Annotated in this window: 11 protein-coding genes; 5 read left to right on the top strand and 6 right to left on the bottom strand. The window is 70.0% G+C overall.

Translation table 11 applies throughout. The features are described from left to right. Position 1 precedes the first annotated feature (1 nt). The 6 genes from ACZ58V_RS07620 to rhaI form a co-directional block, all read right to left on the bottom strand. Positions 2-649, bottom strand: coding sequence for a LutC/YkgG family protein (locus ACZ58V_RS07620; RefSeq protein WP_468185774.1), 648 nt, complete (start codon positions 647-649; stop codon positions 2-4). Further along, positions 646-2,124, bottom strand: a complete 1,479-nt coding sequence (locus ACZ58V_RS07615) for a LutB/LldF family L-lactate oxidation iron-sulfur protein (RefSeq protein WP_471288889.1) — start codon at positions 2,122-2,124, stop codon at positions 646-648. The genes ACZ58V_RS07620 and ACZ58V_RS07615 overlap by 4 nt, the downstream gene beginning before the upstream one ends. Then, the gene (locus tag ACZ58V_RS07610; protein ID WP_468185780.1) at positions 2,121-2,876 is read right to left on the bottom strand and encodes a (Fe-S)-binding protein; all 756 of its coding nucleotides are present in this window, start codon (positions 2,874-2,876) and stop codon (positions 2,121-2,123) included. Before ACZ58V_RS07610 ends, ACZ58V_RS07615 begins: the two co-directional genes overlap by 4 nt. Positions 2,877-2,946: 70 nt before the next feature. Next, positions 2,947-4,395, bottom strand: coding sequence for a rhamnulokinase (locus ACZ58V_RS07605; protein ID WP_468185783.1), 1,449 nt, complete (start codon positions 4,393-4,395; stop codon positions 2,947-2,949). Beyond that, entirely contained in the window at positions 4,392-6,431 is a 2,040-nt protein-coding gene (locus ACZ58V_RS07600; protein ID WP_468185786.1) for a bifunctional aldolase/short-chain dehydrogenase, read from the bottom strand. The genes ACZ58V_RS07605 and ACZ58V_RS07600 overlap by 4 nt, the downstream gene beginning before the upstream one ends. A gap of 107 nt (positions 6,432-6,538) precedes the next feature. Beyond that, entirely contained in the window at positions 6,539-7,699 is a 1,161-nt protein-coding gene (gene rhaI / locus ACZ58V_RS07595; protein ID WP_468185788.1) for an L-rhamnose isomerase, read from the bottom strand. A gap of 272 nt (positions 7,700-7,971) precedes the next feature. Here rhaI and ACZ58V_RS07590 point away from each other — a divergent pair, with 272 nt between their 5' ends. From ACZ58V_RS07590 to ACZ58V_RS07570, 5 genes are all read left to right on the top strand, one after another. Continuing rightward, positions 7,972-9,489 carry a sugar ABC transporter ATP-binding protein gene (locus ACZ58V_RS07590; protein WP_468185791.1) on the top strand — a complete coding sequence of 506 codons (1,518 nt, stop codon included), beginning with the start codon at positions 7,972-7,974 and terminating at the stop codon, positions 9,487-9,489. Further along, on the top strand, positions 9,486-10,526 hold the full coding sequence (locus ACZ58V_RS07585) for an ABC transporter permease (protein ID WP_382577205.1): 1,041 nt from the start codon (positions 9,486-9,488) through the stop codon (positions 10,524-10,526). Before ACZ58V_RS07590 ends, ACZ58V_RS07585 begins: the two co-directional genes overlap by 4 nt. Continuing rightward, the gene (locus tag ACZ58V_RS07580) at positions 10,519-11,493 is read left to right on the top strand and encodes an ABC transporter permease (RefSeq protein ID WP_468185794.1); all 975 of its coding nucleotides are present in this window, start codon (positions 10,519-10,521) and stop codon (positions 11,491-11,493) included. Before ACZ58V_RS07585 ends, ACZ58V_RS07580 begins: the two co-directional genes overlap by 8 nt. Before the next feature lie 108 nt (positions 11,494-11,601). Continuing rightward, on the top strand, positions 11,602-12,684 hold the full coding sequence (rhaS, locus tag ACZ58V_RS07575) for a rhamnose ABC transporter substrate-binding protein (RefSeq protein WP_359892833.1): 1,083 nt from the start codon (positions 11,602-11,604) through the stop codon (positions 12,682-12,684). A gap of 32 nt (positions 12,685-12,716) precedes the next feature. Further along, on the top strand, positions 12,717-13,037 hold the full coding sequence (locus ACZ58V_RS07570; protein WP_359892830.1) for an L-rhamnose mutarotase: 321 nt from the start codon (positions 12,717-12,719) through the stop codon (positions 13,035-13,037). Positions 13,038-13,053 lie beyond the last annotated feature (16 nt).

The raw sequence follows: 13,053 nt of genomic DNA, 5'->3' as shown, positions 1-13,053 counted from the left end.
ATCAGTCCTCGCCGACGAGGATCACCTCCAGGGTGCGCGGACCGTGCACCCCCTCGACCCGGTCCAGCTCGATGTCACTGGTCGCCGACGGCCCGGAGATCCAGGTCAACGGCCGCGCCGGGTCGAGGCGTTCGAGGCCCTGCGGCACCGACGAGACGACCTGCCCGGGAACGCGGACCACGCAGATGTGGTGGTCCGGGACGAGGGTGATCCGGCGCCGGCCCTGGTCGGGCGAGCCGTCCAGCACGATCGTCCCGGTCTCCGCGATCGCCACCGCACAAGCCGTCACCACGCTGTCCACCCGGTCGAGTTCGGCCGGAGTGCTCTCCGCCCGGTCCGCCACCCGAGTCACCCCGGTCCGCTCCAGCCACGCCGAGTCCAGCCCGGGCGGCGCCAGCACCGAAGCCGACCCGCGCTTGTCGAGCAGCCCCGCGATCAGCGCGGCCAGCCCCTCGGCGTCCGTGCGGTGCACGACGGCCCGGTAGTCCGCCAGGTTCTCGGCCAGCAACTCGACGGTCTGCTCGACACTCCGGTCCCCGTGCTCGCGCACATAGTCACGCGAAAACGCCTGCTCGTACGGGGTGTCGTCCCGCGGCACGTCGGCCAACGCGCGCCGCACCCGGCCCAGGATCCGCTCCCTGCTGTTCACTTGGCCCCGTCCTTCCCGCCACGCGTGCGCTGCCACCAGTCCCGGAACGGTTCGGCGGGCACCGGCGGCAGATCCCGGGTCCCGCTCCAGGCCCGGCCGGGCCCCGGCAGCGTACGGGGATGGAAACGACGGGTCCGGGAGGCGGCGCGCTGGCCGGTGCGCAGCGCGCCCGGGTGCGTGAACGCCCAGCGGGCCGCCCGCATCGCCGCACGCTCGGCGGCATGCCCCTTCGCGGGCCGCAGCACCACCTTGTTGCCCTCCCGGGTGACCTCACCGCCCTCCACGACCCGTTCCCGCAGATGCACCAGCACCTCCGGGATGTCGATGGCGACCGGGCACACCTCGTAGCACGCCCCGCACAGCGAGGACGCGTACGGCAGCGAGGCGTCGATCTCGCTGGCCGTGCCCCGCAGCTGGGGGCTGAGGATCGCGCCGATCGGGCCCGGGTACACCGATCCGTAGGCGTGGCCGCCGGCCCGCTCGTACACCGGGCAGACGTTGAGACACGCCGAGCAGCGGATGCAGCGCAGCGCCTGCCGGCCGACCTCGTCGGCGAGGGTGTCGGTGCGGCCGTTGTCCAGCAGCACCAGATGGAAGGTGCTCGGCCCGTCCTGACCGGTCGTGCCGGTCCAGGTGGATGTGTACGGGTTCATGCGCTCGGCCGTCGAGGAACGGGGGAGGGTCTGCAGGAACACCTCCAGGTCCTGCCACGTGGGCACGATCTTCTCGATGCCGACGACCGAGATCAGCGTCTCGGGCAGGGTCAGGCACATCCGGCCGTTGCCCTCCGACTCCACGACCACCAGGGTGCCCGTCTCGGCGACCATGAAGTTGGCGCCGGAGATGCCGACCTTGGCGCGCAGGAACTTCTCCCGCAGATGCAGCCGGGCCGCCTCGGCGAGTTCGGCGGGCGTGTCGGTCAGGCCCTCGGGGGCCGGGCGGCCCCACTCGCTCATCTCGGAGCGGAAGATGTCCCGGATCTCGCCCCGGTTGCGGTGGATGGCCGGGACGAGGATGTGCGAGGGCCGGTCCTTGCCCAACTGCACGATCAGCTCGGCGAGATCGGTCTCGTAGGCGTGGATGCCCTCGGCCTCCAGTGCTTCGTTGAGCCCGATCTCCTGCGTGGCCATCGACTTGACCTTGACGACCTCCGACTCGCCGGTCATCTTCACGAGCTGGGTGACGATCTCGTTGGCCTCGTCCGCGTCGGCGGCCCAGTGGACGATGCCGCCCGCCGCCGTGACCGACTCCTCCAACTGCTCCAGGTAGCGGTCGAGATGGCGCAGCGTGTGGTCCTTGATCCGCTTGCCCGCCTCGCGCAGCTCGGCCCAGTCGGACACCTCCGTCACGGCCTTCGCCCGCTTGGCGCGGATGGTGTGCGTGGCGTGCCGCAGATTGCCGCGCAGGGTCTCGTTGCCCACGGCCTCCCGCGCGGCCTCCGGAAACGCCGGCATGCCGAGATACGTCCCGCTCATACGGCCGGTTCCTCCTCCGTGCTCGCCAGGATCTCCGCGATGTGCACCGGCCGCATGCCGGTCCGCAGCCGGGTCATCGTCCCGCCGATGTGCATCAGACAGGAGTTGTCGGCCGCGCACAGCACCTCCGCGCCCGTCGACTCGGCGTTGCGCACCTTGTCGGTGCCCATCGCCGCCGAGACATCGGCGTTCTTCAGGGCGAAGGTGCCGCCGAACCCGCAGCACTCGTCGGCCCCCGGCAGCTCGGCAAGCTCCAGCCCCTTCACGGCCTGGAGCAGCCGCCGCGGCCGGTCGCCGAGCCCGAGTCCGCGCAGTCCGTGACAGGTCGGGTGGTACGTCACCGTGTGCGGGTAGTACGCCCCGACGTCCGTCACGCCCAGCACGTCCACCAGGAACTCCGTGAGCTCGTACGTCTTCGGCACCACCGGCGCCAGCGTGGCCGCCAGGGTGTCCCCACGCCCCTCGGCCCGGGCCCGCTCGCCCATCCGCGGATACAGCTCGCGCACCATCGCCCCGCACGACCCGGACGGCGTCACGATCGCCTCGTACGCACCGAAGACATCGGAGAAATGCCGGGCGAGCGGCTCGGCCTCGTGACGGTATCCGGTGTTGTAGTGCGCCTGTCCGCAGCAGGTCTGCGCCATCGGGAAGTCGACGTCGACGCCCAGTCTGGTCAGCAGTTTCACCACGGCGCGCCCGGTGTCCGGATACAGCGTGTCGTTGACGCAGGTCAGGAACAGGGCGACACGCATCGCGGCTCCTAGTGGTCGATCATCGGATGAGTGAAGCGTAGTGCGGGGACGAGGGCCAGGGGAGACCCCGTCAGTCCCCGGCGAGCCGGTCCTGCGCGGCGCGCCACCGCTCGGTCCCGCCCCGCGGCTCGTACCGCGTGAGCGGCTGCGTACGGACGAGCAGCCGCCGCATCCCCGCCAGGTCACCGACCAGACCGTGCGCCCGCGCCTGCACCAGCACGTTCCCCAGGGCGGCCGCCTCAGTCGGCCCGGCGACCACCGGCAGCCCGCAGGCGTCGGCGGTCAGCTGGCACAGCAGCGCGTTGCGCGTGCCACCGCCCACCACATGCACGACGTCGACCGGATGCCCGGCGAGCCGCTGCGCGTCCCGCACGGCCTTGCGGTGCGCGAGGGCGAGGGAGTCGAGGATGCAGCGCGTCACCTCGGCCGGCGACCCGGGCACGGGCTGCCCCGAGGCCCGGCACGCCTCGGCGATCCGCTCGGGCATCCGCCCCGGCGCGAGGAACGCCGCGTCACCGGCGTCGACGACCGACCGCAGCGCCGGCACCTTGGAGGCCTCCAGCAGCAGCGCCCCCAGATCCGTCTCGCCCCAGGCCCGCACGCACTCCTGGAGCAGCCAGAGCCCCATGATGTTGCGCAGATACCGGACCGTGCCGTCCAGCCCCAGCTCGTTGGTGAAGTTGGCCGCCCGGCTCTCCTCGGTCAGTACCGGCGTGTCCAGCTCCAGACCGGCCAGGGACCAGGTGCCGGTGCAGATGTACGCGAACCGCTCGCCCGAGGCCGGTACGGCGGCGACGGCGGACGCTGTGTCGTGCGACCCGACGGCCGTCACCGGCACGGGACCGGTCAGCCCCGTCTCCTCCAGCACCTCCGGCCGCAGTACCCCCGCCAGGTCCCCGGGCTGCCGCAGCGGCGCGAACAGCCCGAGATCGATGCCCAGCCGCTCCGCGACCCCGTACGCCCAGTCCCGCGTGCGCGGATCGATCAGCTGGGTCGTCGAGGCGTTGGTCAGCTCCGTGCCCTGCTCACCGGTCAGCCAGTACGTCAGCAGATCCGGCATCAGCAACAGCCGCCGGGCCTGGGCGAGCTGGGCGGTGGAACGGGCGGCGGTCAGCTGATACAGGGTGTTGAAGGGCGCGTACTGAAGCCCCGTAGCCGCGTACAGCTCCTCGGCGGGCACGGTCGCCCACACCTTCTCCGCGACGCCCTCGGTACGGCTGTCGCGGTAGTGCACCGGGTTGCCGAGGAGCGCCCCGTCGGCGTCCAGCAGGCCGTAGTCCACGGCCCAGCTGTCGATGCCGACGGAGTCGACCGGCCCGGCCGCCCGCAGCCCGTCCAGCACCCCGGCGTAGAGCCCGAGCACATCCCAGCGCAGCCCCTCCGGCACTCGCACCGGCCGGTTGGGGAAGCGGTGGGCCTCGCTCAGCTCCAGCGAGTCCGAGCCGACCCGGCCGGCCATGACGCGCCCGCTGGACGCGCCGAGGTCGACCGCGGCGTACGACTTCACACCCGCGCTCATCGCAGGAAGGCGGCCGCGACGCCGGCGTCGACCGGGATGTGCAGTCCGGTGGTGTGGGTCAGGTCCCCGCCGGTCAGGGCGAAGACGGCGCCCGCGACATGCTCGGGCAGCACCTCGCGCTTGAGGATGGTCCGCTGGGCGTAGAACTCACCCAGCTTCTCCTCCTCGACCCCGTACACGGCGGCCCGCTTCGCCCCCCACCCGCCGGCGAAGATCCCGGACCCGCGCACGACACCGTCCGGGTTGATGCCGTTGACCCGGACGCCGTGCTCGCCCAGCTCGGCGGCGAGCAGCCGCACCTGGTGGGCCTGGTCGGCCTTGGTGGCCGAGTAGGCGATGTTGTTGGGCCCGGCGAACACGGCGTTCTTCGACGCGATGTAGACGATGTCGCCCCCGAGCCCCTGCGCGATCATCACCCGCGCCGCTTCCCGCGACACCAGGAAGGACCCGCGCGCCATGATGTCGTGCTGCAGATCCCAGTCCTTGGCGGAGGTCTCCAGCAGCGGCTTGGAGATCGAGATGCCCGCGTTGTTGACGACGAGATCGACTCCGCCGAAGGCCAGCACGGCCGCCCGGAACGCCTCGGCGATCTGCTCCTCTGACGTGACGTCCACCGTCACGGCGACCGCCTTGTCCGCCCCGCCCAGTTCCTCGGCGACGGCTTGGGCGTTCTCACCGTTGAGGTCCGCGACGACCACACACGCGCCCTCGGCCACGAGCCGGTGCGCGATGGCCTTCCCGATCCCGCTGCCCGCACCCGTGACGAGCGCGACCCGTGTGGCCAGTGCCTTGGGCTTCGGCATCCGCTGAAGCTTGGCCTCCTCCAGCGCCCAGTACTCGATACGGAACTTCTCCGACTCCTCGATCGGCGCGTACGTGGAGACGGCCTCGGCGCCCCGCATCACATTGATGGCGTTGACGTAGAACTCCCCGGCCACCCGGGCGGTCTGCTTGTCCTTGCCGAACGAGAACATCCCCACCCCCGGGACCAGCACGATCGCCGGGTCGGCGCCGCGCATGGCGGGGGAGTCGGGCAGGGCGTGCCGCTGGTAGTAGGCGGCGTACTCCTCGCGGTACCCGGCGTGCAGTTCCTTGAGCCGGGCGACGGCCTCGTCGAGCGGCGCGGCCGGCGGCAGGTCGAGGACGAGCGGCCGGACCTTGGTCCGCAGGAAGTGGTCCGGGCAGGAGGTGCCCAGCGCGGCCAGCCGCGGATGCTCCGCGCTCGCGAGGAAGTCGAGAACGACCTCGGAGTCGTCGAAGTGCCCGACCTGGGGCCGGTCCTGGGAAGCGAGGGCACGGACGTACGGCGCGAGCGCGGCGGCCCGCTCCCGGCGCTCACCGGCGCTCAGCGCGGCGTACCCCTCGATCACCGGCCCGAAGGGCTCGGCCTTCCCCCGCTCGGCGAGGAACGCCTCGGCGGTCCGGATGATGTGCAGCGAGTTCCGCTCGCACTCCTCGGAGGTGTCACCCCAGGCGGTGATCCCGTGCCCGCCGAGCACGCACCCGATGGCCTGCGGATTGGCCTCCTTCACGGCGGCGATGTCCAGCCCGAGCTGGAACCCGGGCCGCCGCCAGGGCACCCACACCACGCCGTCCCCGAAACACTCGGCGGTCAGCTTCTCCCCGTCGGCCGCACAGGCGAGCGCGATCCCGGAATCAGGATGCAGATGATCGACATGCGCGGCCCCGACCAGCCCATGCATGGCGGTGTCGATCGAAGGAGCCGCCCCACCCTTCCCGTGCAGGCAGTAGTCGAACGCGGCGACCATCTCGTCCTCGCGCTCCACCCCCGGATACACATCGACCAGCGCCCGCATCCGATCCAGCCGCAACACGGCCAGCCCGCCCTCGGTCAACGTCCCCAGATCCCCACCGGACCCCTTGACCCACATCAACTCCACATCACCCCCGGTGACGGGATCGGTCTCGGTGCCCTTGGCGGAGGCGTTGCCTCCCGCGTAATTGGTGTTGCGGGGATCGGCCCCGAGCCGGTGCGAACGAGCGAGCAGCGCGGCGGCCTCAGGATGGATAGCCATGAATGCCAGTTCCTTTCAAGGGAGAGTGGATCTTCTAGGGGCGCGGGGAACTGCGCGACCAGCCACAACCGGCCCGCACCCCGCGGACAACAGATCTCGGCGGACGCTTACGCACCCCACCCCGCCTGCTCCCCACCAACCCGCTCGGCAACGATCTTCTCCGCCCACCCGGACCGCCGGTACGCCGCCATCGGCTCGGGGTCCAACCCCATTTCCTCCCGCACCTCCCGAAGCAGCGGCCGCACATCCGTGTTGTACGCGTCCATCACCACGGCATTGGCCTCCAACACATCCCCCGCCCCCTGAGCCGCGCGCAGCGCATCCCCATCGACCAGCAACGCCTTCGCCGTGGCCTCCTGCACATTCATCACCGACCGAATGATCGCCGGAATCTTCGCCTCGATGTTGTGACACTGATCGAGCATGAACGCGACCTCAGGCGTGAACCCCCCACCCCGAATCACCTCGTACATGATCCGGAACAACTGGAACGGATCCGCGGCCCCCACCATCAGGTCGTCATCCGCGTAGAACCGCGAGTTGAAGTCGAACGCCCCGAGCTTCCCCTCACGCAACAGCGTCGCCACGATGAACTCGATATTGGTCCCCGGCGCGTGATGCCCCGTGTCGACCACGACCTGCGCCTTCGGCCCGAGCTTCAGACAGTGCGCATAAGCGGTGCCCCAGTCCGGAACATCCGTCGTGTAGAACGCCGGCTCGAAGAACTTGTACTCCAGCAGCATCCGCTGCCCCTCGCCCAGCCGCTCGTAGACCTCCGCGAGCCCCTCGGCCAGACGGTCCTGCCGCCCCCGGATGTCGTCCTGCCCGGGATAGTTCGTCCCGTCGGCGAACCACAGCTTCAGGTCCGTCGACCCTGTCGCGTCCATGATGTCGACGCACTCCAGGAGATGATCCACGGCCTTGCGCCGCACCGCCGCGTCCGGATGGCAGATGCTCCCGAGCTTGTAGTCGTCGTCCTGGAAGGTGTTGGAGTTGATCGCGCCGAGCCGCACACCACGCCGCTCCGCGTGCTTCGCCAGCGCCGAGTAGTCGTCGACCTTGTCCCACGGGATGTGCAGGGCCACCGTCGGGGCGACCCCCGTGAACTCGTGCACCTTCGCCGCGTCGTCCAGCTTCTCGTACGGATCGCGCGGCACACCCGCCTGCGCGAACACCTTGAACCGGGTGCCCGAGTTCCCGTACGCCCACGACGGCGTCTCGACGGCCTGGGTCTTGAGAGCGGTCTTCGCCGCGGCGAGCTCGGTCACGTCAGGGCTCCTGTGGCATCGGGTCGTAACGACCACTGAATGAAACGATTCAGGACGCGAAGCTATGGGCCCCCCGAAGGGGTGTCAACCCCTCCGGCTCACACGGTTTCCCGTGACCGGCGCGTGACCTTCTGTCCTCGAACTGGCGTCGAAATATTTTCGACCGGTACCCATTGACGTGACATGCGCGGCCCGCCTAACGTCCCGGCAACCCAGTTGAAACCTTTCACGACGCCGGGAGGGCCTCCTGCCGGCGTCGTCGAGGAGCCCTCATGACCCACCCGTCCACCACGGGTCCGGCCCCGGTTCTGGCACTGAGGGACGTGTCCAAGTCCTTCGGCGCGGTCCGCGCACTGCGGGACGTCTCCCTGGAGCTGTTCCCCGGGGAGGTGCACGCCCTCGCCGGCGAGAACGGCGCCGGCAAGTCCACCCTCATCAAGGCGCTCGCCGGAGTGCACCGGCCGGACGCCGGCCAGGTGCTGCTCGACGGCGCGCCCGTCGTCTTCAACGGCCCCGGCGACGCCCGCGACGCCGGCATCGCCGTGATCTACCAGGAGCCCACGCTCTTCCCCGACCTGTCGATCGCCGAGAACATCTACATGGGCCGCCGCCCCAAGCGCGCCCTCGGCAGGATCGACCACAAGGCCACGCACAACGCGACCGCCGCCCTCATGGAGCGCCTCGGCGTCGAACTCGACCCCGACCGGCCCGCCCGCGGCCTGTCCATCGCCGACCAGCAGATCGTCGAGATCGCCAAGGCCCTCTCCTTCGACGCCCGCGTCCTGATCATGGACGAGCCGACCGCCGCCCTCACCGGCAGCGAGGTCGCCCGCCTCTTCGGCGTCGTACGCACCCTGCGCGACCAGGGCGCCGCCGTGCTGTTCATCTCCCACCGGCTGGAGGAGATCTTCGAGATCTGCCGGCGGGTCACCACCCTGCGCGACGGCGCCTGGATCGCCAGCGAGCCCCTGGACGGCATGACCGAGGACGACCTCGTGCGCCGCATGGTCGGTCGCGACCTCGACGAGCTGTACCCCAAGCAGGACGTGACGCCGGGCGAAGTCGCCCTGAGCGTGCGCCGTCTGACCCGCGAGGGCGTGTTCACCGACGTCTCCTTCGAGGTGCGGCACGGAGAGATCGTCGGCCTCGCCGGGCTCGTCGGCGCGGGCCGCACCGAGGTCGCCCGGGCCGTGTTCGGCATCGACCGCTGGGACGCGGGCGAGGTCTCCGTACAGGGCAAGGCCCTCGTCAACGGCGCCCCCTCCACCGCGATGTCCGCCGGACTCGCCCTGGTCCCCGAGGACCGGCGCGCCCAGGGCCTGGTGATGGACATGTCCATCGAGCGGAACATCGGCCTCACCGGGCTCCGTACGACCGTCAGGGCCGGGCTCATGGACCGCGGTGCCGAGCGCAGCCGCTCCCTCGACTGGGCCGTCAAGCTCCAGGTGAAGTACGCCCGGATCGCCGACACCGTCAACACCCTGTCCGGCGGCAACCAGCAGAAGGTCGTGCTGGCCAAGTGGCTGGCCACCGGCCCCAAGGTGCTGATCGTCGACGAGCCGACCCGGGGCATCGACGTCGGCACCAAGGCCGAGGTGCACCGGCTGCTGTCCCAGCTGGCCGCCGACGGCGTGGCCGTCCTGATGATCTCCTCCGACCTGCCCGAGATCCTCGGCATGGCCGACCGCGTGCTGGTGATGCACGAGGGCCGCCTCACCGCCGAGATCCCGCGCTCCGACGCCACCGAGGAAACCGTGATGGCCGCAGCCACCGGGAGGGCCGCCGCATGACGGTCGTCACTCCCCGAGAGGCCCCCGTGGCCGACGTGCCCAAGTCGAGCGGCACGCGGCTGGTCGACCGGGTCTTCAAGATGCGCGAACTCGCCATCCTGGTCGTGTTCCTGGTGATGATCGCCGTCACCCAGGCCGGCAACAGCGAGTTCCTGTCCGAGCAGGGCATCAAGGACCTGCTGCTGAACGCGACGATCCTGGTACTGGTCGCCACGGGCCAGTCCCTGGTGGTCATCACGAGGAACGTCGACCTGTCCGTCGGATCCACGCTCGGCATCAGCGCGTTCGCCGCCGGAACGTATCTCCAGGGCGGCGGCAACCCGGTCGTGGCGATCGCGCTGGCCGTCCTGCTCGGCATCGGCTTCGGACTGCTCAACGGACTCCTCGTCAGCCTCGGCCAGGTGCCCGCGCTCGTCGTCACCCTCGGCACGCTCTACATCATCCGCGGCATCGACTCCATCTGGGTCGGCTCCCGCCAGATCACCGCGGCCGATCTGCCCGGCGGGTTCGTCGACTTCGGCTCCGGCGGCATCTGGGCGGTGCCGTACCTGGCACTGATCGCCCTCGCGGTGCTGGTGGCGACGGCGTACTACCTCAAGCACTACGGCAGCGGACGCGAGCTCTACGCCCTCGGCTCCAACCCGGAGGCCGCGCGCCTCGCCGGCATCCCCGTCCGCAAGCGGATCCTCGCCGCGTACACCTTCTGCGGCGCCCTCGCCGGACTCGCCGGCGCGATGTACCTCGCCCGGTTCGGCAACGTCGACTCCGGCACCGGCAACGGCTACGAACTGACCGTCGTCAGCGCGGTCGTGGTCGGCGGCGTCGTCTTCACCGGCGGCTCCGGAAGCGTCTACGGCGCGGCCCTCGGCGCGCTGCTGCTGACCTCCATCAACAGTGTGCTGCCCGCCCTCGGTGTCAGCTCGGTCTGGGTGCTCGCCATCAACGGCATCCTGCTCATCCTCGCGATCGCGGTCGACCGGGTCGTCGCGCTGCGCGTGGCCTCCGCCCTGAAGAAGAGGAACGCCCGCCATGGCTGACATCTCCCTGAGCCGAGCGATCCGCTGGGATACGGTCGTCGGCGCCCTGCTCGTCGTGGTCCTGCTGTTCTCCTTCGGGTTCGTCGACGGCTTCGGTAACGCGCTCAACCTGTCGTTCCTGATCGGCAGCACGCTTCCGATCGCGCTCATCGCCCTGCCGATGACCCTGCTGGTGGTGTCCGGGGAGATCGACCTGTCCGTGGCGTCCACCGCCGGTCTGTCCGGTGCCGTGATGGGTGGCTTGTGGAACCAGGGCATGACCATCGAGGCGATCATCCCGATCTGCCTGTTGCTGGGTGTGGTGTGCGGGCTGGTCAACGGCCTGCTGGTGACCAGGCTGGGACTGCCGTCCCTCGCCGTCACCATCGGCACGCTCGCCGCCTACCGGGGTATCGCGCAGATCGTGCTCGGGTCCGACGCGGTGACCGACTTCCCCTCGCAGTACCTGGAGTTCGCGTCCGGGCGCATCGGCGACACGTTCATCCCGTACGCTTTCCTGCCGTTCCTCGTCCTGCTCGCCATCGCCGTGGTCGCGCTGCACGCCACGCCGTTCGGACGCTCGCTGTTCGCCATCGGCGCCAGCGAGGAGGCCGCGCGGTTCGCCGGCATCCGCGTCAAGCGGCAGAAGCTGCTCCTGTTCACGCTGACCGGGTTGATGGCCTCGCTGACCGGCGTCTTCTGGGCCCTGCACTACGCCAGCGCCCGCTACGACAACGCGACGGGGCTCGAACTGTCGGTCGTGGCCGCGGTGTTGCTCGGCGGGATCGACTTCGACGGTGGCAAGGGCACGTTGGGTGGTGCGATCGCCGGGGTGTTCCTGCTCGGCGCGCTGCAGAACGTGATGAGCCTTCAGGATGTCTCGGCGCAGTCGCAGATCGTCGTGACCGGTGTGCTGCTCGTGCTTTCCGTTCTTGGGCCGCGGGTGGCTCGGCAGATCGCCGTTCTGCGTGCTCAATCGTCCGGCTGACCGGCGGCTTGTGGCTGGTCGCGCCCACGCGGCGGAGCCGCAGATCGATACAGCCCCGCGCCCCTGAAGGCAAGGGCGTCCCCCTCCACCTCGTTCAAAGGAAAAGCCATGCGTAAGTCGACTCTCCGCCGCAGCTGTGCGGCGCTCGCCACCGCCACCTCCCTCGCCCTGGCCCTCACCGCATGCGGCGGCACCACCAAGAAGGACGTGGCGAACGAAGGGGCATCCGCCGCCACCGCCGGCAAGGCCGATCCGAACGCGGCCACCAAGAAGGGCCTCACCGTCGGCTTCCTGCCCAAGCAGGTCAACAACCCGTACTTCACCTCCGCCGACAAGGGCGGCGAGAAGGCGCTGAAGGAGCTGGGCTCCAGCTACAAGGAGGTCGGTCCGTCCAGCGCCACCGACACCTCCGGGCAGGTCAGTTACGTCAACACGCTCACCCAGCAGCAGGTCGACGCGATGGCCGTCTCCGCGCAGGACCCGGGCGCCCTGTGCACCGCGCTCAAGCAGGCCATGAAGAACGACATCAAGGTCGTCACGTACGACTCCGACACCACGGCCGACTGCCGCAACGCCTTCGTCTCGCAGGCGTCCGCCGAGGACCTGGGCCGCACCGAGGTGCAGCTGCTCGCCAAGCAGATCGACTACAAGGGCGAGATCGCGATCCTGTCCGCCGCGCAGACCGCGACGAACCAGAACACCTGGATCGACTTCATGAAGGACGAGCTGAAGAAGCCCGAGTACAAGAACATGAAGCTGGTGAAGACCGCGTACGGCAACGACGACGCCCAGCAGTCCTTCCAGCAGACCCAGGGCCTGCTCCAGGAGTACCCGAACCTGAAGGGGATCATCTCCCCGACCACCGTCGGCATCAAGGCCGCCGCCCAGTATCTGTCGGGCTCCAAGTACAAGGGCAAGGTCAAGCTGACCGGCCTCGGCACCCCGAACGACATGCGCAAGTACGTCAAGAACGGCACCGTCGAGGCGTTCGAGCTGTGGGACCCGGCCAAGCTCGGCGAGCTGGCAGCCCGTACCGCCGTCGCCCTGTCCTCCGGGCAGATCACCGGCAAGGAGGGCGAGACCTTCAAGGCCGGCTCCATGGGCGAGTACACCATCGGCAAGGACGGTGTGATCAGCCTCGGCAAGCCGACCGTGTTCGACGCCAAGAACATCGACCAGTTCAACTTCTGATCACTGGATTCCGATCACCGAAAGGGGTGTCGATGCAGCGCGTGTGCTTCCTGCTGAAGGTCAGGGCGGACCGCCTCGACGAGTACCGCGAGCGGCACGCCACCGTGTGGCCCGAGATGCTCCAGGCGCTCTCGGAGACCGGCTGGCACAACTACTCGCTGTTCCTGCGCGAGGACGGACTGCTGGTCGGCTACCTCGAGACCGAGGACTTCGCAGCCGCCCAGGCCGGAATGGAAGCCACCGACGTCAACGCCCGCTGGCAGGCGGAGATGGCGCCGTTCTTCGAGTCGCTGGACGGCGCCCGGCCCGACGAGGCCATGAAACCGCTCACGGAAGTGTTCCACCTCGCATGACGATGGAGTCCATGAG

This window comes from Streptomyces sp. NPDC040589 (assembly GCF_055594445.1).
Note: the sequence above shows the minus strand (reverse complement) of the source record. Positions and strands in the feature narration are given on the sequence as shown.

Coding starts and splice junctions, on each gene's coding strand:
- ACZ58V_RS07590 (WP_468185791.1), top strand. CDS start 7,972: ATGACCCACCCGTCCACCACGGGTCCGGCCCCGGTTCTGGCACTGAGG.
- ACZ58V_RS07610 (WP_468185780.1), bottom strand. CDS start 2,876: ATGCGTGTCGCCCTGTTCCTGACCTGCGTCAACGACACGCTGTATCCG.
- ACZ58V_RS07615 (WP_471288889.1), bottom strand. CDS start 2,124: ATGAGCGGGACGTATCTCGGCATGCCGGCGTTTCCGGAGGCCGCGCGG.
- ACZ58V_RS07580 (WP_468185794.1), top strand. CDS start 10,519: ATGGCTGACATCTCCCTGAGCCGAGCGATCCGCTGGGATACGGTCGTC.
- ACZ58V_RS07570 (WP_359892830.1), top strand. CDS start 12,717: ATGCAGCGCGTGTGCTTCCTGCTGAAGGTCAGGGCGGACCGCCTCGAC.
- ACZ58V_RS07605 (WP_468185783.1), bottom strand. CDS start 4,395: ATGAGCGCGGGTGTGAAGTCGTACGCCGCGGTCGACCTCGGCGCGTCC.
- ACZ58V_RS07585 (WP_382577205.1), top strand. CDS start 9,486: ATGACGGTCGTCACTCCCCGAGAGGCCCCCGTGGCCGACGTGCCCAAG.
- ACZ58V_RS07600 (WP_468185786.1), bottom strand. CDS start 6,431: ATGGCTATCCATCCTGAGGCCGCCGCGCTGCTCGCTCGTTCGCACCGG.
- rhaS (WP_359892833.1), top strand. CDS start 11,602: ATGCGTAAGTCGACTCTCCGCCGCAGCTGTGCGGCGCTCGCCACCGCC.